Source organism: Pyxidicoccus xibeiensis, assembly GCF_024198175.1.
Lineage (GTDB): Bacteria > Myxococcota > Myxococcia > Myxococcales > Myxococcaceae > Myxococcus > Myxococcus xibeiensis.
The window spans coordinates 87,405-105,580 of sequence record NZ_JAJVKV010000016.1; the positions used below are offsets into that span (position 1 = coordinate 87,405).

Below are 18,176 nucleotides of genomic sequence, written 5' to 3' on the forward strand. Positions count from 1 at the left end.
GAACCAACTCCAATGGACGGTCCTGGACTCACTCGGGCGGGAAGTCACTCCCATTTTCAGAGGGAAGACCGGGCGGTCAGCCTGTGGCCCGAGTAGGGACCCAATCCGCCAGCGCGGGTTCGATTCCCGCCGCCTCCACTTGAAAGGGGTCGTGATCCTCAGTGGTTACGAGCCCTTTCGCTGATGAACTCTCGACGGAGACAGCCCCGCCGCGAGACGGCTCACGGCGGGCTACTGCCACTTGGCAACCGGCCCGGCTCCGCCTCGCCGAACTGGACGTCAGACGCGTGCCTTTTGGTTCCCGTGTGGTGACTTCCACAGGAGGCTTGTGTGCGCGTGAAGCGAAGTCGGGCCGCTGTCTTGCTGCTGCTCTTGCCGTGCGTCGCGTGGACGCAGGAGAGCGACGAGCGTTCCATCCCACCCGAGCAGGAGGAGTCCCCGGCTATCGAGTCACTGGAGGAAGCAAATCCTACCGTGGAGCAGGAGACGGCCGAGCCTGCCATGCGGCCTTCGCCGCGACAGTGGCACTACCTGACGCGCCTGGAGGCGACGACGTGGGCGTTGCTGCCTCGCATGGGGGTGGGCCATGACGAGGGTTTCGCGCAGGTCGAGACCACGTTCATCATCGACGGTGGCGCGGAGTTTGGCGTCAACGTGGGTGCCCCGGTGCGGCTGCGACTGTGGGGCGGAGGTGAGCGCGCGAGCGTCGTTCGAACTGAGGACTGGGACACGCTCTCCGACTGGGGACAGCTCGTGCGCGGTCTCAAGCTGGGCTCCGACACCGGGCCTCTGGCCGTGTGGTTCGGAGGGCTGGAGAACTACAGCCTCCTGTCCGGCCATCTCGTGCGGCGCTACTCCAACCGGACGAACCCGGACTACCACCCTGCAGGAGGCTTCCTCCTCGGCACGATGGGGCCACTCTATACGGACGCCTTCGTCTCGGACGTGCTGGGAGCGCGTCTCATGGGGGCGGAGTTCTCCCTGGACCTGGAGCAGGTCTTCTTCGGCCAGTCGCGTGAGCTGGCCTGCTACACGCTGGCACTGTCGGCGGTGCATGACTGGGGGCATGCCGGAGGACGCGCGCCCTCGTTGACGCTGGCGCACCTGGACGCGATGGTCGTCTTCCTGGTTCGTCCGACGTACGAGGCATCCGTGTCCGCGGGCTGGGGAGGACGGCCCGGGGAAGGCGGCGCATGGGGCGCGGTGGTGGGCGCGGGACTGGACGTGCTGACGTCCACGCTCGACATGAAGCTGCGGCTGGAGGGACGTCGACAGCACGGAGGTTTCCGGCAGGGCGTCTTCGGCCCCGACTACGAACTGGCGCGCTTCCGGGCAGCGGGCGCGGACGGCATGCCACTGGCGGATGCCCCCTTCCCGGACGGCTATTCTCTCTACGCCGAGGCGGAAGTCGGATGGGACGCCGTCAGCTATGGCGGGCTCCAGAAGCACCTGAAGCTGTCGCTGGGTGCAGAGGTCTTCACCTGGGGTCGCTTCGACGTGGACGGGCGCGTCGCGGTGCAGCTCTTCCGCCGCAACCTGGAACTGTCCGTGAAGGGGCTAGGCGTGGGAATGGGCCAGCCTGGAGCGCGCTATCTCGGCGCGGCGGAGGTGCGGTGGCGCTTCCTCGGAGGGAAGCTCTACGCCATGGGCACGGCCGGCACGCTGCTCTTCCCCGAAGCGGAAGGAACTCTACGTCCGGGGGCTTTCGCCTCTGTGGGCCTGGGGGTGGACAATGCGCGCTAACGCACTGTTGCTGTGCATCGCCGTGCTCCTCACCGCCTGCGCTTCGTTCGCGGGGGATGGGCTCCAGCGCCGGCTGACGCGGCGCAAAGCGCAACAGGCGGATGTGACGGGAGCGGCCTCGGGCGGCATGTCGGGCACCCCAGCCGCGAGTGCCGCACAGGTACGGGATGCCGTGCTCGAAGCCGTGGATGACGTGAAGGGCTCCACGGACAACATCACCAGCGCGCTCTCGAAGCTGGCCAGCCGTCCGCCAACAAGCCTGGGCGGACGGGGCCTGAGTGGCTTCAACGGGGCCTTTTCGCGCTATCTGGACTTCGGCTCCCAACAACTGCACTGGCTGCGTGGCACGCTCCGCAGCACGACGGAGTGGGTGGTGGCTACCGAGGAAGTCGGCGACGCGGACATGGAACTGGGCATCCTCCGGATGACAGGGCCTCGCCTTCAGTCGGCCATGTTCGGCTCCATGCTGCTTGCGGCATGGCTCGACTTCCTCACCCTCTCTGATGTCGTGCTTCGCGAGTGCCCCGCCTACGGCGTTGAGACGCTGCTCGTGGACCTGAAGCGGGTGCAGCAGCGGATAGCGCCCGTCATGGCGGCGCTCGCGTCAGGAGACCCCGAGCAGGTCGAGGACGCAGCCTTGGCCATGCCCGGGTTGATGGGGCAGTTGACCCGCGAGTTCGACTCCATCAGCCATGGGGCACGTACAGCCATGGAGAATGCAGGAAGGACCCTGGCCGTGGCGCAGTGGGTGGAGATGCTCACCATGATGTCGGCGTTGAAGATGTCGCTGCCCCGTTTTCCGCCTGCCGCTCCGGCCACGGTCGGGGTGAGTCTCGCCATGGGCTCCGGCGGTGTCACGTCCGGCTCGCAGGTGGTCGTCTCCGCCGAGTGGGTGGAGATGATTCGGCGCCTCGTGCAAGCGGGTGTCATCTCCATCCCCGCCGTTGGCTCCGCCGTCCGCATCCACGGTGGGCAGGTGATGATGGCGCAGGCGAGCGGTGACCTGCCGGAGGGGCTACGCGAAGCGCTGGGAGACAGTCCCGAGGTGCGCGGCATGCATGAGACGGGTAAAGCCGGGGCGGGCATGTCAGAGCATCCGAAGCACCACGTCCTGCCGCAAGAGAACCGGGAGTGGTTCGAGCAGCGCGGCCTCAAGGGTGACATGGACATCGACAACTTCTGCGTCCGGCTGGAGCAGGCGCGCCACGAAGCGATTCATGGTGGGGGAAACTGGAAGCTTGGGCGCACGTGGCCCGGCGAGTGGAACCGGATGATCATGCGGCTGTTGGGCAAGGCCGAGAGAGAGACTGGCCGGATGTTGACCCGCAACGAGATCCTCAACATCGTCGCGGAGAACATGAAGCTCTACGACATCCCGATGAAGTTCACCAAGGGGCGAAGTCGATGACCGACGGACGTTCGTGGCAGGGGAACTGGAAGGCCCGCCTGTATGAGCGCGTCCGTGAGCGCGGGTACGACTCGCTCACGGCCTTTGCCGACGCACGCCCAGCCGTCCCATGGGTAGAGCTAGCCGAGGAGCTTGGCAAGGATGACGTCGCCGGTGTGCAGATCCTGAGCGGACTCCTCGCCGAGGCAGAGCAGCGCAAGCGCGTCACGCGGTTTGTCCGAGATGTGCTTGTGCGCCTGTTGTCCCAGAACCTTCCCAGCGGGTGGCCGGCCGTGATGGATGACGGCCCCCGCTTCCAGGTTGCGAAGGCGCTCGGCTCATGGTCGGCCTACATACCTGATTCGTATGAGGGACGAGCCGATCAGGTGATGGCTGCCCTGCGAGCAAATCCGCCCCCGCCCGGCTGGCGCCCGCTGGGTCCTGACGACGAATTGCTCCGCACGCTCCTGCCGGACGAGGAAGCCTGACCCGCAATGGCGGCCCCGCCAGTTGAAGAGCGGAGCTGCTCATTGCCTCCGTATAGAGAGCCCCTCCCCTACGGCGGCGAGCCAGGGTCACTTCAGCCTGTGGCTTTGATTCCAAGACGCGGGTGGAGCCGGGCGCGGGCGCACCCTGCGGTCCAGCGCCACGCCCGCCACCACTCCCACCGAGTAGCAGACGAGGTCGCTCCACAGGAACCCCGCCCCCAGCACCAGCCGCCCCGGCAGCGTCCGGCGAAGCGCATCCAACCAGGGCGCCTGGTAGAGCTGGCTGAACTCCACCGCGAAGGAGAACGCCAGCGCCGCGCCCGCCACGTGCGACACCGGCCGCGCCGGAGCCACGAAGCGCAGCAGCAGGAACACCAGCAGCGCCCACAGCGTGTCCCCGGCGTACTCGGCGAAGAAGGCCGGCCAGGGGATGGAGCGCGAGCGCGAGGCCAGGCCCAGCAGCAGCACGAGCACCGCCAGCACTGCCAGCGTGAGGCGGGTCCGGAGGTGGGCAGGGCGAGTCAGCGGCAGGACGGTCTCCACCGGGCGGAATTGGACGCCGCCCCGGGGTGGTATGTTACCCCTCCGTCCCGGGCCGGAGGTGTCGCATGGCGGGTCCGTCGCTGCGGTTGGACTCTCGTGAGCAGGAGCTCGTGCTCGAGATGGTGGAGGTGCTCGGCAGCTCGCTGAACCTGGGCGAGGTGCTGGAGCAGGCGTATGGGCTCATGGCCCGGCTGCTGCCCACCGACTGCGCCGCCATGTGCGTGTCCCAGCCCGAGCTGCCCGGCGGCTACGACTGGGTGGTGACGCGGATGCCGGAGACCTTCGTCACCCACTACGCCGAGCTGTCCGCCGTGGACTTCGTGCGCCAGGCCGTCGTCCATCAGCCCAACATCGTCCTGCGCGACTCGGAGATGGTGGCCCCCCGCGCCCTGGAGCGCACCGAGCTGTACCAGCGTTGCCATGACATCGGCTTCCCGATGGAGCATGTCATGTCGGTGCTGCTGGACCCGCGTGGCGACTGGCACGGCGGCCTCACGCTGTACCGCGAGCGGCAGCGGCCCTTCTCCGACAAGGACCGCGCGCTGCTCCAGCGGCTGACGCCGATGCTCGTCAGCACCGTGCGCAACTGCCGCCTCTTCGGCCAGGAGTCCCGCCGCGCCGACCTGCTGGACACCCTCTTCCACCACCAGGGCGGCGAGTGCATCGTGCTCGCCCCGCCCGCGCGCGAGGTGATGCGCACCGCGCACGCCACCGCGCTCCTGGAGCGCTGGTTCTCTCCGCTGGAGCGCGGACCCGGCGGGCTGCCGCTGGCGCTGCTGGCGCCCCTGGCCGCGCTGGCGGGCACGCCCGGCTTGGAGACGCCGCCGCCGGACGCGTGGCGCCGCGAGGGCCGGGACATGGACCTGGGCGTCACCTACGTGCCGCTGCCCGCGGACCTGATGGGCCGGCGCCACTGGGCGCTGGTGCTGCGCGAGACGCCCCACGCCACGCCGGTTCCAGAGGCCTGGAGGGAGAAGCTCACCCCGCGCGAGGTGGAGGTGGTGGCCGGCGTGCTGCGAGGCTGGGACAATCAGCTCATCGCCGAGGACCTGCACTGCTCGCTGGGCACGGTGAAGAAGCACCTCCAGCACGTCTTCGACAAGCTGGGCGTGTCCAGCCGCGCCGCGCTCCTGCACCACGCGTCGCGGAAGCGGTGAGGCTCAGCGCTCCTCGAAGAGGGCCTGGATGACGCGCCAGGCGCGCTGCACCTCCCGCCCCGAGCGCTGCGTGAGGAAGTCGCAGATCTCCGCCACGGCGTCGGTGCGCTCGCGCTCGAAGCCCTGGAAGAGCGTCTTGAGTGATACGTCCAGTCCCACGGACAGCTTGCCCAGCGTGTCCAGCGACGGTGAGAAGGAGCCGCGTTCGATGCGGCGGATGGCATCCACGGAGAGGTCACTGCGCTCGGCGAGCGACTCCTGCGTCAGCTCCCGGGAGGTTCTCAGCTTGCGCACATGGTCGCCGAACCTCCGATGCATCCGCGTCCAGTTCGCTACCCTGTTTCTTGGTTTCTCCATAACGAGCGACGGATAATTTGGGGCGTTGGTGCCCCAAGTGAAGGGACGATGTTCGTGGCTTGACCTTGCATGTTTGCAGGGCCCTCCCCCGGAAGTTGTGTTGTCCAGGATGAATCGGAGGCCTTGGCGCGGGCGCCAAGTCCGCCGCTGGGGGCGGACTTCTCCAGCGAGCAGGGAGGCGGCAGGGCTGGCCGGGAACATGCGCGGGTAGGGGGTTTCGTCTACGCTGCCTGGCGCATGACGTCTTCGGAAGTCCGGTGGGGTGGACGGCGGGCCTGGTTCCCTGTCCTCGCAAGTAGCCTGCTGCTGGCCGCCTGCGAAATCGGGTCAGAGCCACGGCGCCTCACGAGCACAGCCACCGTCGAGCCTGCTCCGGCGCCCACCGCGTCCGTGGGGTCTTCCATACCCCAGGCCACACCCACACCTGCGCCTGTCGTGGTGGCTCCGTCGGCCGAGCCCACGTCCGTGCGACGGATGCCTGCTCGCCCTGCACGCACCCAGGCAATCCAGGAGCTGGTGGAGAAGCTCGGGGCGCCCGGGGCGAAGGTGGATGACCCGTGCGTGGCGCCGGAGGGCTCGGGCTGCGCGCGCACCGCGCTGGCGCCCTTCTTCGAGGCGCTGGATGCGCTGGCGGCGGGCACGTCCTCGCGGCCCACCGTCATCGAGGCGTTCGGCAACTCGCTCATCGCCGGAGACCGCATCGTCGACATCCTCCGGGATGACCTGGGCGAGGCCTTCGGGAGCGCGGGCCGGGGCCTCCTGCTGGTGGACCGCATGGCGCCGTACGGCGGGCGCAGCCGCACCGGCTACAGCCGCGGCGGGTGGGAGCCGCGCACGCTGGGCGAGCTGCGCGCGCCGCCGCTGCCCTTCGGAATCGCCGGCGTGTACCACGTGGCCACCACCGCGAAGGCGCGCAGCCGCTTCACGGTGGAGGGCGAGTCCCAGGGCACGCTGTGGTGGCTGGACGTCCCGCGCGCGGGCGCGCTCACCGTGTCCAGCGAGGGCCAGGTGCTGGCGCGCACCGAGCCGGCCGGAGACGGCGCGGCGCGCATCACCCGCTTCGAGCTTCCTCCGGGCGCGAAGTCCGTGGAGGTGGTGGCGGAGGGGAAGGGCGCGGTGGTGCAGGGGGTGGTGCTCCAGCAGTCGCGCCCCGGCATCGTCCTGGACATGCTGGGCGTGCCGTCCGCGGACGCGGGGCTCTACGCGCGCATGGACGACGGCATCCTCCGGGCGCAGCTCGCCGAGCGCGCGCCCCGGCTGCTGCTCTTCTTCCTGGGCGGCAACGAGTCCAAGCGCATCGAGTGGAAGCGGATGGACCTGGAGAAGCTGCGCACGGACCTGCGGGCGCTGCTGCGCCGCTCGCGCGAGGCCGCGCCGGACAGCGCCTGCATGGTGGTGGGCCCCATGGACGCGGTGCAGGGCCCGAAGGCGAAGGACCCGCTGAAGGCGCGCCCCTTCCTGGAGGCCGTCGTCACCGCCGAGCGCGAGGTGGCCACGGCCGAGGGCTGCGCCTTCTTCGACATGTACGGCGCCATGGGCGGCAAGGGCTCGCTGGCGCGCTTCCACAAGGCGGGCTTCATGCACGAGGACCTGGTGCACCCGCGCAGCAAGGGGCTGGACGTGCTCGGCCACCTCGTCACCGACGCGCTGCTGCGCGCGTGGGTGGAGACGCCTCCCGCCACCCGCAAGGTGGCCATGCTGCGGCCCGCGGCGTCCTCGCCGTCGACTTCCACCGCTGAGGCCGCACCATGAGCCCGTCGCTCCTGAAGTCCCTCGCCGCCGCCGTCCTGCTGCTGCTGGGGCCCGCGTCGCTGGCGGCCCCTCGGGGCGCTCCGGTGTGCGAGCCCGCGGGTGAGGGGGCCGACGCCTCTTTTGCTCCGGAAGTGCAGCGCGAGCTGGATGCCATCGTCCGCGCCGAGCTGTCCCAGGGGCCCGTGGCGGGGATGTCCGTGGGCGTGACTCGCGGCGGACAGCGCTGGGTGTGTGCCTATGGCCAGCGAGACGTGGCCCGCCGCCTGCCCGCGACGCCGCGCACGACGTACCGCATGGCGTCCGTCACCAAGTCCTTCACCGCGGTGGCGGTGATGCAGCTGGTGGAGCAGGGCAAGCTGAGCCTGGACGCGGACATCTCCACGCTGGTGCCGGGCTACCCGGCGAAGCAGTGGCCCGTCACCGTGCGCGACTTGCTGGGGCACCTGAGCGGCGTGCCCACCTATGACGGCACGGCGTCCAGCAACAACGTGAAGGCGGTGAGCACGGCGGAGGCGGTAGCCGTCTTCGCCCAGAAGCCGCTCGCCTTCGAGCCGCGCACCCGCTACCTGTACACGACGTGGGGCTACAACCTGCTGGGCGCGGCCGTGGAGGCGGCGTCCGGCCAGTCCTACCGCGACTACCTGCGCGAGCACGTCTTCGGCCCCGCGGGCATGGCGCACGCCGACCTGGACATCACCGCCACGCGTGACGAGCACCAGGCCGCGGGCTACCGGCTGCAGGGGGGCGCGCTGAAGCCGTCGCGCTTCCTGGACGTGTCCAGCCGCTTCGGCGGCGGCGGCACCCGCGCCACGGTGGGCGACATGCTCGGCTTCGGGCGCGCGGTGGTGGCGCACACGCTGGTGAAGCGCGAGACGATGGGCCGGATGCAGGCGTCCATGGCCACCGCCGACGGACGGCTCACCGACTACGGCATGGGCTTCGCGACCTACCCGCTGCGCGGCCACTACCTGGTGGCCCACGCGGGCGGCCAGCCGGAGACCACCACGCTGCTGGTGATGTTCCCCGCCGAGGACACGGTGATTGCGCTGGCCACCAACGTGGAGGGCGAGGCGAAGCGGCTGCGCCGGCTGTCCATCCGGCTGATGGAGCAGGTGCTGGAGGACGGCGTCACCCGCCGCGACGCGCACCTGGCGGACGGCGTGGACTCGGTGGTGTACGAGGGGCTGGGCCGCATCGCGAGCTACGGGCTGGCGTACCACCAGTGGGCCACGCGCGGGCCGGGCTCGCTGCCCGAGGAGACGGACCTGCCGGGGGCCTTCACCCAGGTGTCGGAGATGCTCAGCCGCAAGGAGATTGCGAAGGACTCGCGCGCGGCGCTGGAGCGCATCCGCGGGGGGCATGACCCGCGCCTGGGCTCGGTGTTCATCCGCGTGGGGGCGCACATGGCGCGCACGCTGGAGAAGGCCCACGGCGCCGAGCGGCTGCGGACGTACCCGGCCGAGGGGCCGCTGTCCTTCTTCTCGGACTACCTGGCCGCGTGCGACGCGCAGGGCGTGCCCGACACGGAGCGCTTCGGCGGGCCGCTGCGCGAGGACCTGCTGCGCTTCGTCACCAGCTGGAAGCGCGCGGAGCTGCCGCCGCTCAAGCGCCAGCGGCTGGACGAGATGAAGAACCCGGAGCGCCTGCTGGCCTCGCTGCGCACGGCGGCGGCCGCGTCCCCCGAGGTGCGGCCGGACTACTCGGACGAGCTGCTGCGGCTGGCCGAGGGGCACGCGCTGAAGAAGCAGACGGCGGCGCGGCTGAAGTGGCTGGAAGTGGCGGTGGAGCTGCAGCCGAAGAGCGTGGACGCGCGGGTGGCGCTGGCGCAGGGGCTGCTGGCGGCGAAGCGGGACAAGGAGGTGCTGCCGCACCTGCGCGAGGCGCTGGCCACCCCGCAGGGGAGCAGCTCCCTGTCTCCCGCCGGGCTGATGAAGCGGGTGGGCGAGGCGGAGTCCGCGCAGGTGGGGCTGGGCCTCTTGCGCGCGGGTGTGGAGCTGCACCCGGACTCACCCGAGCTGTGGGAGGCGCTGGCGAAGCGCGCGGGCGCGCAGGGGCAGAAGGCGGAGGCGAAGGCCGCGCTCCGGCAGGCCCGCCGCGCGCGGGAGTCCGCGCCCGTGCCCTCCGCGAGCCGGCCCAGTGCGGTGGAGCGGGGCGCCTCCGGGCCGGTGCCGGATGACCACGGGCTGGTGAAGCCGCGCCAGCAGTAGCTTCAGCGCTGCTTCGGGGGCTCCTCCACCTTATAGCCGAAGGTGTAGCTCACCGAGACGGGATGGCCCCTGAAGGTGGCCGGCTTGAAGCGCCACTTCTTCACCGCCTTCATGATGGCGACATCCATCTCGAGGTGGCCCAGCGGCTGGAGCAACAGGCAGCGCGTCACCTCCCCTGTTGCCCAGATGGTGCACTTGAGCAGGGCGGTGCCCTGAGCGCCCTCGGCGAAAGCCTCGGGCGTCGGCTGGGGCAGGTCCCCGCTGATTCTCTCCGGGCGCGTCATCCCCGCGCCAAACGGCAGCACGTCCCTGGGATCCGGCGGCCGCTCGAGGAACGCCTGGGCGCCCTCGCTCCGCAGGAGGTCGTCCGGGGGGGCGGGCTGCTTCGTCTCGGCGGAGGACTTGCTGACCGTGCCTCCGTCAGCGGGCGCGGACCGCTCTTCCTGCGCGTAGGCGATTCCCGGCAACACGAGGAGGGCGATGAGGAGTCTCATGGCTCCTTTCTTAAGCGGGCTCCACGAAGGGTGAAAATCCCCACGCGCGCGGTGTCCGGCGCCTTCATGCGAGGATGGGGACGTTCATGAACATCCCCTGTCCCCACTGTCAGTCCTTCGTCGTCCCCGGCGCACAGTCCTGCGGCGTGTGCGGCAACACGCTGTTGCGCGAGGCCGTGCCGGGCGCCTCGGAGCCCGTCTGCGCCGTCCACCCCGAGCTGGCGAGCCTGCATGCCTGTGGCCGCTGCGGCAGCTTCGCGTGCGCGAAGTGCCTGCGGCAGAGCGAGCGCGGCGAGCCCCTGTGCGCCACCTGCCATGGCCGCATCCCCGCGGGCGCGCTGCCGTGGGACCGGCGCGACGAGCTGGGGACGCTGCGCGCATTCTGGGATACCTGCCTGGACGTCATGTTCCGCCCCATGCCCACCTTCGCGGGCATGCGGCAGGACGGCTCCATCGGCAGCTCGATGGGCTTCGCCATGCTGTGCTCGCTGGTGAGCATCTTCACCACCGCGCTCGTCTACATGGCCTTCATGTCCGTCTTCCCGGTGCCGGACTCCGCCATGGAGAGCGACAACGTGTCGCCCACCGGGTTCCGCATGGTCATGGCGGGCATGTTCGGCGCGTGGATTGTCCTGGCGCCCGTCATGGGTCTCATCGCCACGCTCCTGAGCTCCTCCGTGGACCACCTGTTGCTCAAGATGGCGGGCACCGAGGCGCCCTTCTCGGTGACGCTGCGGGGCAACGCGCTCTCCCAGGCGCCCCTGCTGATGGGGCTGATTCCCATCTGCAGCATGTACGTGACGCCCTTCTGGACCATCGGCGTGCGCGTCGTCGCGTACCAGGGCCTGCACCGCACGAGCTGGGGCAAGGCCGCGCTCGGAGCGCTGGCCGGGCCGGTGCTCTCCTGTGTCGTGTGCGGCGGCGGCTACGTGGCGCTCCTCATGGCGACGCTGGGCACCCGCTGAGGCGCCGAGGCGCGGCTACTGCGCGGTGGCCGCGTCCGGGCCCGCCGAGGCGGTGACGGTGCGCGGCCGCGGCCAGAAGCGCGCGTCGTGCACGCCATCCAGCGTGGCGATGCGCCGCTTCGTCCGGGTGTCATAGATGCGCGCGGCCTGGTCGGCGGCGACGAGCAGCAGCGGCCCGCGCACCCGGAGCACCATGCCCTGCGAGGACGTCAGCGCTAGCTCCTCCGGCTCCACCAGCCGGTCCTTCACCTCCCAGCGCAGCGGCGGCATCAGCACGGGCAGCTCGCCCGCGGCCTTCCACGCGTACAGGGGGCCACCATGCGTCTCCACGGAGACCCAGCCGCCGATCTGCGAGTGGCCCTTGTCCGGCACCACCGCGTCCAGCCGGGCCGCCTCCTGGCTGCCCTCCGGCAGCTCGGCCGCCGCCGGCGCGTCCAGGTCCACTCCCGCCGTGGAGGACACCAGCGTGGCCGCCGTCGCCAGCGCGTCCGTGCCCGCCGCCGCGTCCGACTCGTAGACGGTGGCGACTGTTTCAATGCGCTTCCACCCGTCCCCCTCGCGGCGGAAGGCGTGCGCCAGGCCGGGCCCGCCCTCGGGCTGGGTGATGGGGATGCGCTGGCCCTCGAAGAGGAAGTACTCGTCGGCGCCCTCCGTGCGGCGCACCAGCTCCTCCACCTGGGACACCAGCGCGACGACATGGCCCGTCGGGTCGAAGCCGAGTGCGTCCGTGTGGCCCGCCTCGGGGAGCGGGAGCGCGGTGCCCTGGCCGGACTCGAAGTCCACCTGCCACGCGCGGGGCTTCGTGCCAGCGCTGCCCCGGTCCACCACCGTGCCCTGACGCCCGTTCGGACTCCAGGCCAGCCGGAGCCGCTCGCACGCGGCGTCCACGGTGAAGAGCCCCTTGCGCGCGCCTGACGCATCCTGGCGCGTCCAGGTGCAGCCCGAGGGCTTCGCCTCCTGGAGGTAGGAGAGGGTGTACCCGGGGACGGGCTCGGCCTTCACCTCCGCCGGTGCCGCCGGGGAGGGGGCCGCGGGTGCGGGGTCCTGGGACTTCTTGCAGGCTCCGAGCAACAACACGGAGCCAAGGAAGAACGCGGGGCCGAGACGGCGGTCCATGATTTCTCCGGCGGGGACGGAAGAACCCCACCATGGCAGAACGCCGGGAGTGGGAGGAAGTCACTGCCCGTTGAAGTCCGGCGCACCAGTCGCCGGCGGCCCGGGTTGCCTCCGCGTAGTGGCTTCCCTACGGTGACGCGAGGCCATGCCCTTCGAATTGCCGACGCCGGAAGTCCCCGAGGAGGTCATCTCCCTGGGCACGCTCATCGTGGACCTGGTGGGCGTGTTCGCGGGCTCGGTGCTGGGGGCCCTGCTGGCCGAGCGCCGGAAGATGGACCTGATGGGGTTCCTCGTGCTGGGGCTCGTCTCCGGCGTGGGCGGCGGCATCCTCCGCGACACGCTGCTCCAGGCCGGGCCGCCGCTGGCCCTGGTGAAGCCGGGCTACCTCGCGGCGGCGCTGGCCGGGGCGCTCGCCGCGTTCATCTTCGAGCTCCAGCACGGCCCGGGGGTGCGGCTGCTCGCGACGCTGGATGCGCTGACGCTGGGCGCGTTCGCCGTGGCCGGGACTCAGCGGACGCTGGAGGTGGGGCTGAGCCCCGGCACCGCGCTGCTCATGGGCGCCATCACCGCCGCGGGAGGTGGCGTCATCCGGGACGTGCTCGCACGACAGACGCCTCAGTTGATGAAGGCCGTGCCCGGCTACAACGCCACGGCGGCGCTGGCGGCGAGTGCCGTGTGTCTGGCTTTGTCCATGATGGGGCATCCCCGGCTGGCGCTGCTCGCGGGGATGGTGTTGGGTGGGGGGCTGCGGCTCCTGTCCCTTCGCTATGGCTGGAGGCTCCCGGTCAAGCGGGCGCGGTCGGCGAAGCCTCCGGAGGCGGGACCTCGGGACGGGGCGCCGTAGCGGGGCTGGCGGTGGGGGCTCACCGGGCGGACGTTGGTGGAAGGAACCTTCATTCCACGGAGGGCCTCGCCCGAGGCTGCGGGAGCGCGGGCTCCCCTGACCGGCGCTCGGTGGAAGGAACCTTCATTCCACGGTGCTTCCTCGCCCGGGGCTGGTGTGCCCTGCCTCAGCCGGGGCGCGTGGCGAAGAGCCTTGCGAGCCAGTCCATGACGGCGGCGACCCGGGCGCTGTGACGCAGGTCCTGGTGGGTGACGGCCCACAGCTCGCGGGTGGGCAGCGCGGCGCGGGGAAGCACGGGGACGAGGCGGGGCTCGTTCGCCACGAGCAGCTCCGGCAGCACCGCGAGCCCAAGTCCGGCGGCGCAGGCGGCCATGACGACCGTGGTGGAATTGGAGCGCAGCACGATGCGCGCGGCGGGGACATGGCGCCGCAGCCACTGGCCCGGAGGTGTGGCGTCCTGCGCCTCCTCCGGGCCGAGCCAGTCGTGCCGGGCCGCGTCCTTCACGCCTGTCGGACGTCCGCGCCGGGCGAAGTAGGGCTCGCTGCCGTAGACGTTGAAGGCGAAGGGGGAGAGACGGCGCGCGATGAGTGATTGCTCACGGGGGCGGAACAGGCGCACGGCCACGTCCGCCTCCCGGCGGGACAGGTCCAGCACGAGGTTGTCGGAGCGCAGCTCCACCCGCAGCTCCGGGTGCAGCCGCTGCAGTTCCGGGAGTCTCGGGGCGAGGACCTGCACGGCCATCCCGTCGCCCGCGGTGACTCGCACCGCGCCCGCCACGCGCCGGTCCGCTCCCGTCAGCTCGCGCTCCGAGGCGAGCACCTCGGCTTCGACGCGCTCGGCATGGGCTCGCAGCACCTGCCCTGCTTCACCGAGCACCAGCCCCGCGGGCGTGCGCTGGAAGAGCTTCACGCCGAGCGCCTCCTCCAGGGCGGCCAGTCTCCGGCCGATGGTCGTGGGGGCCACGCGCAGGGCACGGCCCGCCGACGCGTGGGTGCCGTGGCGGTGCACCGCGAGGAAGTAGCGCAGGTCGTCCCACTGGAGCATGGCCGTGCATGTTTGCACGTTGGACGTGCGCCGACGTTCGTTTCCGCAGCCCGGGTCCGAGCGCATGGTGTGGACATGAGGACCTACGAGTTGACCCAGGGCAGCGGGCTGGCGTCCCTGGTGCGGACGGAGCGGCCCGTGCCGGTGCCGGGACCGCGCGAGCTGCTGGTGAAGCTGCGCGCCGTGGCGCTGAACTACCGGGACCTGGCCATCCTGCGAGGGACATATGGCGACTTCCCGCGCCCCCTGGTGCCGGTCTCCGACGGCGTGGGCGAGGTGGTGGCGGTAGGCGCGGAGGTGCGCCGCTTCGCGGTGGGAGACCGCGTCATCCCGGCGTACGTGCCGGACTGGGTGCGCGGCGAGCCCACGGAGGAGGGGACCCGGCGGCGGCTGGGTGGCCCGCTGGATGGACTGCTGCGAGAGTACGCCTGTGTACACGAGGACGCCGCCGTGGCCGCGCCGGGCTTCCTGTCGGACGTGCAGGCCGCCACCCTGCCGATTGCCGGAGTCACCGCCTGGCATGCACTGTTCACGGCCGGGCGCGTGAAGCCCGGGGAGACGGTGGTGGTCCAGGGGACGGGGGGCGTGTCCCTGTTCGCGCTCCAGCTGGCACGAATGGCAGGGGTGCGGGTGCTCGTCACCTCGCGGAGTCCCGCGAAGCTGGAGCGGGCCGTGTCGCTGGGGGCGGCAGCGGGCATCGACACGGGGACGGTGCCGGAGTGGGAGGACCGGGTGCTGGCGCTGACGGAGGGCCGTGGGGCGGACCACGTGGTGGATGTCCTCGGTGGAGTGGGCGTCGGGCGCTCCATCGCGGCGACGCGGGTGGGCGGGACGGTGAGCCTGGTAGGCTTCCTGGACAGCGCCACGGTGCGCTTCGACCTGACCCGCGCGCTGCGACGCATGGTGCGGCTGCAGGCCATCTCCGTGGGCAGTCGCGAGGACCTGGAGACGCTGGGGCGGGCGCTGGAGGCCCGGGGCGTGCGGCCGCTGGTGGACCGCGCCTTCCTGTTCTCGGAGGCGCACGCCGCCTTCGAGTACCTGGCCAGCGGTGCGCAGTTCGGAAAGGTCGTCATCACCTTTCCGTGAGGGAGCAGAGGCTGTCAGCTGAGGTCGACGCGTGTCGTTCACTGGAGTGGAGGAATACCGATGCCCGCAGCGCTCGAAGAACTCGCCAGGCCTGTCATCGTTGGACGCTCGAGCTCGAGCTTCACGCGTGTCACGCGCATCTTCGCCTCGGAGCTGCGCGTCGATTACTCCTTGCGGGTGATGCGAGACCTCATGTCCTCCGATGTGGAGGACTATGGCGGCAACCCCGCGTTCAAGATTCCGACCCTGCTGACGCCCCGCGGAAGCTGGTTCGGTGCGCTCAACGTCTGTCGCGAGCTGTGGCGGCAGTCGAGTCCCAGGCTCCGCGTGGTGTGGCCGGAGGACCTCGACACGCCGCTGCTCGCCAATGCGCAGGAGTTGGTGCTCCATGCCATGGCGACGGAGGTGAACCTCATCATGGGGAAGGTGGGCGGCGCCAGTGACGGCAGTGCCCACCACGCGAAGATGCGAAAGAGCCTGGTCAGCACCATGGCGTGGCTGGAGGAGAACGCGAGCGCCGCGCTCGCCGCGCTGCCGCCCCAGCGGGACCTGAGCTTCCTGGAGGTCACGCTCTACTGCCTGGTGACGCATCTGGAGTTCCGGGAAGTCCTGCCGACTGACCCGTATCCGGAGCTGAGGACGTTCTGCCAGCGGTTCGCGGCGCGCGCCTCCGTTGCGGAGACCGCCTTTCGCTTCGACACGTAGAGGGGTAGCGAGCAGCGGGGGCTTCTCCCGCAGTGGGCAGTAGCTATACCTCCACGAACTTCGCGCCCGTGGCGCCAATGCGTTCCATGGCCGCCTTGATATCGTCGGAGACGATCAGGGTGCCGGCCCAGCCTTCCGTACGGAAGACCCTGGCGTCTCCTACCTTCGACTTGTCGATGCGCAGGTCGTCCACGGCGTAGTACTTCCCTGTCTTGTGGGGCAGGCCGTCCTCGGCCGTCCAGAACTGCACCTTGGAAGCCTGTTCGTCGATGCACTTGATGAGGCGCGTGGCCACGAGGATGAAGTACGGGTCTGGCTGACCTTGAACATCGACGGGGATGAGCTGCACGTCATCGAGGGCCAGCTCCGCGAAGATGGAAGCAACTCTGGCGTGGACGACCGGAGTCTTTAGGTTCGTCTCGGTGAAGTCGAGTGGCCTGCCCTCGTGCTCGATGGGGACGGTCAAGCGTCCCGGCACCTGAACGGGTCTGCCCCTGTTGAACTGTCTAGTGTCTTCAACCTCGGTCCCCTCGCTGTCGACAGGGCTGTCCAGGTGCCAGCGTCCCGGAATCTGGACATCGTCAGTGAGCTCGAAGAAGGGTTGCCGCATGGGTGGGTCTCTAGTGGAGTGTCCGGAAGTAAGTCGAAATAGTCGCGGAGGATGAATAGCTCTCCTGGATGAGGAGACGACCTCCGCGACTCACCCAGATCTCGAAGGAGGATACTGCTCTTCTGGAAGAGGTGGTGCACGATGGCCGCACCGAGTAGCGCGTGGAGCGCCGGGCGCATATTTTGTTGGTCATCGCCGCCCAGGACACCGTCGTGCAGGAACTGGTCGAGCACTTCGGTCTCGACCGCACCAGCATCTGGAACTTGTGCCGACGTTACGAAGCATCAGGGGCCTTCGTAGTTTGGGACGCTCCTCCTTCTGGCCGCCCATCGCGGATCTCCCTCTGGAACTCGTAGAAGTGGAGCAACTGGCCTGCTGTGAGCCGGCGGGAGTGAGTCTGCACATGACCCAGTGGAGTACACGCTCGCTGGCGCGCGTCGCCCGTGAGCGCGGCATCGCCCACCCGTCGCACTCCACGGTAGAGTTCATCCTCAAGCATACGGAACTGCAGCCCCACCGTAGCCGGTACGGGAAGACGCCTACCCCGGACGAGAATTTCCGCCAGAAGGCGGCAGCGGTCCTCTGGTGCTACGAGCAGGCCCAGGCCCTTGCTCAGCGCGCAGAGGTGGTGCTGTGCGTGGACGAGAAGCCCAACATCCAGGTTCTTGAGCGCCGCTGTAGGCCACGCGCCACCTCCTGTGCCGCTACCGCCACGTCCGGGTCCTCGTGACCTCGCCGCATGCCTCGTGGCTCAATCAGACCGAGTTGCTGCTCGGGCCTTCAGCGCGCGCTATCTGCAGTGCGGCGATAGGCAACGCCGCTCCCAATTGCGCGCCCATGTGGATGCGAGTTGGCCCGAGTACAACCGCCTCTACGCCCATCCTTCCGCCTGATTGTGGACGCGAATCAGGATGCACGATTGGTTTAAGCGGCGCCGCCGCTGACCATGTTGGACTACTTCTCGGGCACCCCACAAGCTTGGGCCACCTTACGGCCTTTCAGCGGGCCTCTCACCGCGTCAGTCACTGGCTTGGTGGTTGCGGCCACGTAAATCCAAGCTTCTCTAGCCGCTTGCGAGCTTCGTGAGTTCCCTTCTCCAAGGCCGTTACCACTCCGGCACGATTATGGAGGACATCATTAATTATATACGAAAACATCGTTTTTCTTGCGAGATGTAGCTCAATGGAGTCTTCGATGAACGCGGCCCACCAGGAGTCCAGGTTTTCTTTTTGGGCCTCGGTTGCGTTCTGCAGCTGAGTCTGCGTCTGCAGGATTTGATTATACAAGCCTGCCAGATAGGTCCATTGCGAGGAAAATCGGCTATAGAGGGCGACGTACGCGCCCGCGAAAATTGCTCCAATCCAGTGGATGGTTTCATGGATGGCAGTGCGAAAGCTTTCCCAACTCCAATCCCACAAGATGCTCTTGGGGTCCGTGATTTCGCTCAGTGCCACGGCCCCCAGATACACAAGGGCAGTAACCCAAATACTCCTGAGGAGCACTGCCGTACCACCATTGGCCATCCAGTTTAGGAAGAACTCGCCTGAGAAGAATCGCATCATCTGGTGCCCCCCAATGATCACAAGAACTGGGCGAGACGGTATGCGCTACATCGCCAAGCGTCAAACCACAGCGTTTACGCATGCGGCAGCCCGTCGAGCGGGGCCGCAGCCTCAT

At 69.6% G+C, this 18,176-nt stretch carries 18 protein-coding genes; 11 read left to right on the forward strand and 7 right to left on the reverse strand.

The genetic code is table 11. The annotated features are described in order from the left end of the window. The first annotated feature begins 330 nt into the window (after nucleotides 1-330). The 3 genes from LXT23_RS41740 to LXT23_RS41750 are packed head-to-tail and all read left to right on the forward strand — an operon-like array spanning nucleotide 331 to nucleotide 3,618. Nucleotides 331-1,743 (forward strand): hypothetical protein, encoded by a 1,413-nt coding sequence (locus tag LXT23_RS41740; protein WP_407692950.1) that lies wholly within the window; start codon nucleotides 331-333, stop codon nucleotides 1,741-1,743. Then, nucleotides 1,733-3,151 (forward strand): DUF2380 domain-containing protein, encoded by a 1,419-nt coding sequence (locus tag LXT23_RS41745; protein WP_253986061.1) that lies wholly within the window; start codon nucleotides 1,733-1,735, stop codon nucleotides 3,149-3,151. Before LXT23_RS41740 ends, LXT23_RS41745 begins: the two co-directional genes overlap by 11 nt. Next, nucleotides 3,148-3,618 carry an NUDIX hydrolase gene (locus LXT23_RS41750; RefSeq protein ID WP_253986062.1) on the forward strand — a complete coding sequence of 157 codons (471 nt, stop codon included), beginning with the start codon at nucleotides 3,148-3,150 and terminating at the stop codon, nucleotides 3,616-3,618. The genes LXT23_RS41745 and LXT23_RS41750 overlap by 4 nt, the downstream gene beginning before the upstream one ends. Before the next feature lie 87 nt (nucleotides 3,619-3,705). On the opposite strand, the gene LXT23_RS41755 is transcribed toward LXT23_RS41750, so the two are convergent. Then, complete coding sequence (locus LXT23_RS41755; protein ID WP_253986063.1) at nucleotides 3,706-4,161, reverse strand: ribosomal maturation YjgA family protein; 456 nt, start codon at nucleotides 4,159-4,161, stop codon at nucleotides 3,706-3,708. Nucleotides 4,162-4,226: 65 nt separating this feature from the next. Here LXT23_RS41755 and LXT23_RS41760 point away from each other — a divergent pair, with 65 nt between their 5' ends. Then, the gene (locus tag LXT23_RS41760; protein WP_253986064.1) at nucleotides 4,227-5,318 is read left to right on the forward strand and encodes a helix-turn-helix domain-containing protein; all 1,092 of its coding nucleotides are present in this window, start codon (nucleotides 4,227-4,229) and stop codon (nucleotides 5,316-5,318) included. A 3-nt stretch (nucleotides 5,319-5,321) separates the two neighbouring features. Here the strand turns inward: LXT23_RS41760 and LXT23_RS41765 are convergent, their stop codons facing one another. Continuing rightward, entirely contained in the window at nucleotides 5,322-5,675 is a 354-nt protein-coding gene (locus LXT23_RS41765) for a helix-turn-helix domain-containing protein (protein ID WP_253986065.1), read from the reverse strand. Nucleotides 5,676-5,912: 237 nt separating this feature from the next. Between LXT23_RS41765 and LXT23_RS41770 the strand changes: the two genes are divergently transcribed. Further along, entirely contained in the window at nucleotides 5,913-7,427 is a 1,515-nt protein-coding gene (locus LXT23_RS41770) for a GDSL-type esterase/lipase family protein (protein WP_253986066.1), read from the forward strand. Beyond that, nucleotides 7,424-9,634, forward strand: coding sequence for a serine hydrolase (locus LXT23_RS41775; RefSeq protein ID WP_253986067.1), 2,211 nt, complete (start codon nucleotides 7,424-7,426; stop codon nucleotides 9,632-9,634). The genes LXT23_RS41770 and LXT23_RS41775 overlap by 4 nt, the downstream gene beginning before the upstream one ends. A gap of 2 nt (nucleotides 9,635-9,636) precedes the next feature. Here the strand turns inward: LXT23_RS41775 and LXT23_RS41780 are convergent, their stop codons facing one another. Then, nucleotides 9,637-10,128, reverse strand: a complete 492-nt coding sequence (locus LXT23_RS41780; protein WP_253986068.1) for an energy transducer TonB — start codon at nucleotides 10,126-10,128, stop codon at nucleotides 9,637-9,639. Nucleotides 10,129-10,214: 86 nt separating this feature from the next. Between LXT23_RS41780 and LXT23_RS41785 the strand changes: the two genes are divergently transcribed. Further along, on the forward strand, nucleotides 10,215-11,093 hold the full coding sequence (locus LXT23_RS41785; RefSeq protein ID WP_253986069.1) for a YIP1 family protein: 879 nt from the start codon (nucleotides 10,215-10,217) through the stop codon (nucleotides 11,091-11,093). Between the two features lie 15 nt (nucleotides 11,094-11,108). Here the strand turns inward: LXT23_RS41785 and LXT23_RS41790 are convergent, their stop codons facing one another. After that, nucleotides 11,109-12,209 (reverse strand): hypothetical protein, encoded by a 1,101-nt coding sequence (locus LXT23_RS41790; RefSeq protein ID WP_253986070.1) that lies wholly within the window; start codon nucleotides 12,207-12,209, stop codon nucleotides 11,109-11,111. Between the two features lie 145 nt (nucleotides 12,210-12,354). Here LXT23_RS41790 and LXT23_RS41795 point away from each other — a divergent pair, with 145 nt between their 5' ends. Beyond that, nucleotides 12,355-13,053 carry a trimeric intracellular cation channel family protein gene (locus tag LXT23_RS41795; protein ID WP_253986071.1) on the forward strand — a complete coding sequence of 233 codons (699 nt, stop codon included), beginning with the start codon at nucleotides 12,355-12,357 and terminating at the stop codon, nucleotides 13,051-13,053. A gap of 166 nt (nucleotides 13,054-13,219) precedes the next feature. Here LXT23_RS41795 and LXT23_RS41800 read toward each other — a convergent pair whose 3' ends face one another. Then, nucleotides 13,220-14,098: a LysR family transcriptional regulator gene (locus LXT23_RS41800; protein WP_253986072.1), complete on the reverse strand. Its 879-nt coding sequence runs from the start codon at nucleotides 14,096-14,098 to the stop codon at nucleotides 13,220-13,222. Nucleotides 14,099-14,173: 75 nt separating this feature from the next. Here LXT23_RS41800 and LXT23_RS41805 point away from each other — a divergent pair, with 75 nt between their 5' ends. Beyond that, a complete protein-coding gene (locus LXT23_RS41805; RefSeq protein WP_253986073.1) occupies nucleotides 14,174-15,184 on the forward strand; it encodes a zinc-dependent alcohol dehydrogenase family protein in 1,011 nt (336 codons plus the stop codon). 60 nt (nucleotides 15,185-15,244) lie between these two features. After that, the gene (locus tag LXT23_RS41810) at nucleotides 15,245-15,889 is read left to right on the forward strand and encodes a glutathione S-transferase N-terminal domain-containing protein (protein WP_253986074.1); all 645 of its coding nucleotides are present in this window, start codon (nucleotides 15,245-15,247) and stop codon (nucleotides 15,887-15,889) included. Nucleotides 15,890-15,932: 43 nt separating this feature from the next. Here the strand turns inward: LXT23_RS41810 and LXT23_RS41815 are convergent, their stop codons facing one another. After that, the gene (locus LXT23_RS41815) at nucleotides 15,933-16,499 is read right to left on the reverse strand and encodes an imm11 family protein (protein WP_253986075.1); all 567 of its coding nucleotides are present in this window, start codon (nucleotides 16,497-16,499) and stop codon (nucleotides 15,933-15,935) included. A 403-nt stretch (nucleotides 16,500-16,902) separates the two neighbouring features. Here LXT23_RS41815 and LXT23_RS41820 point away from each other — a divergent pair, with 403 nt between their 5' ends. Then, nucleotides 16,903-17,229 carry a hypothetical protein gene (locus tag LXT23_RS41820; protein ID WP_253986076.1) on the forward strand — a complete coding sequence of 109 codons (327 nt, stop codon included), beginning with the start codon at nucleotides 16,903-16,905 and terminating at the stop codon, nucleotides 17,227-17,229. A 292-nt stretch (nucleotides 17,230-17,521) separates the two neighbouring features. Here the strand turns inward: LXT23_RS41820 and LXT23_RS41825 are convergent, their stop codons facing one another. Continuing rightward, nucleotides 17,522-18,061, reverse strand: a complete 540-nt coding sequence (locus tag LXT23_RS41825) for a hypothetical protein (RefSeq protein WP_253986077.1) — start codon at nucleotides 18,059-18,061, stop codon at nucleotides 17,522-17,524. Nucleotides 18,062-18,176: the final 115 nt, after the last annotated feature.

What these genes read in the sequence shown, in the direction of transcription:
- LXT23_RS41815 (WP_253986075.1), bottom strand. Translation starts at nt 16,499, where the DNA reads ATGCGGCAACCCTTCTTCGAGCTCACTGACGATGTCCAGATTCCGGGA.
- LXT23_RS41765 (WP_253986065.1), bottom strand. Translation starts at nt 5,675, where the DNA reads ATGGAGAAACCAAGAAACAGGGTAGCGAACTGGACGCGGATGCATCGG.
- LXT23_RS41770 (WP_253986066.1), top strand. Translation starts at nt 5,913, where the DNA reads ATGACGTCTTCGGAAGTCCGGTGGGGTGGACGGCGGGCCTGGTTCCCT.
- LXT23_RS41810 (WP_253986074.1), top strand. Translation starts at nt 15,245, where the DNA reads ATGCCCGCAGCGCTCGAAGAACTCGCCAGGCCTGTCATCGTTGGACGC.
- LXT23_RS41780 (WP_253986068.1), bottom strand. Translation starts at nt 10,128, where the DNA reads ATGAGACTCCTCATCGCCCTCCTCGTGTTGCCGGGAATCGCCTACGCG.
- LXT23_RS41785 (WP_253986069.1), top strand. Translation starts at nt 10,215, where the DNA reads ATGAACATCCCCTGTCCCCACTGTCAGTCCTTCGTCGTCCCCGGCGCA.
- LXT23_RS41800 (WP_253986072.1), bottom strand. Translation starts at nt 14,098, where the DNA reads ATGCTCCAGTGGGACGACCTGCGCTACTTCCTCGCGGTGCACCGCCAC.
- LXT23_RS41790 (WP_253986070.1), bottom strand. Translation starts at nt 12,209, where the DNA reads ATGGACCGCCGTCTCGGCCCCGCGTTCTTCCTTGGCTCCGTGTTGTTG.
- LXT23_RS41820 (WP_253986076.1), top strand. Translation starts at nt 16,903, where the DNA reads ATGACCCAGTGGAGTACACGCTCGCTGGCGCGCGTCGCCCGTGAGCGC.
- LXT23_RS41760 (WP_253986064.1), top strand. Translation starts at nt 4,227, where the DNA reads ATGGCGGGTCCGTCGCTGCGGTTGGACTCTCGTGAGCAGGAGCTCGTG.
- LXT23_RS41825 (WP_253986077.1), bottom strand. Translation starts at nt 18,061, where the DNA reads ATGATGCGATTCTTCTCAGGCGAGTTCTTCCTAAACTGGATGGCCAAT.
- LXT23_RS41745 (WP_253986061.1), top strand. Translation starts at nt 1,733, where the DNA reads ATGCGCGCTAACGCACTGTTGCTGTGCATCGCCGTGCTCCTCACCGCC.
- LXT23_RS41795 (WP_253986071.1), top strand. Translation starts at nt 12,355, where the DNA reads ATGCCCTTCGAATTGCCGACGCCGGAAGTCCCCGAGGAGGTCATCTCC.
- LXT23_RS41750 (WP_253986062.1), top strand. Translation starts at nt 3,148, where the DNA reads ATGACCGACGGACGTTCGTGGCAGGGGAACTGGAAGGCCCGCCTGTAT.
- LXT23_RS41775 (WP_253986067.1), top strand. Translation starts at nt 7,424, where the DNA reads ATGAGCCCGTCGCTCCTGAAGTCCCTCGCCGCCGCCGTCCTGCTGCTG.
- LXT23_RS41805 (WP_253986073.1), top strand. Translation starts at nt 14,174, where the DNA reads ATGAGGACCTACGAGTTGACCCAGGGCAGCGGGCTGGCGTCCCTGGTG.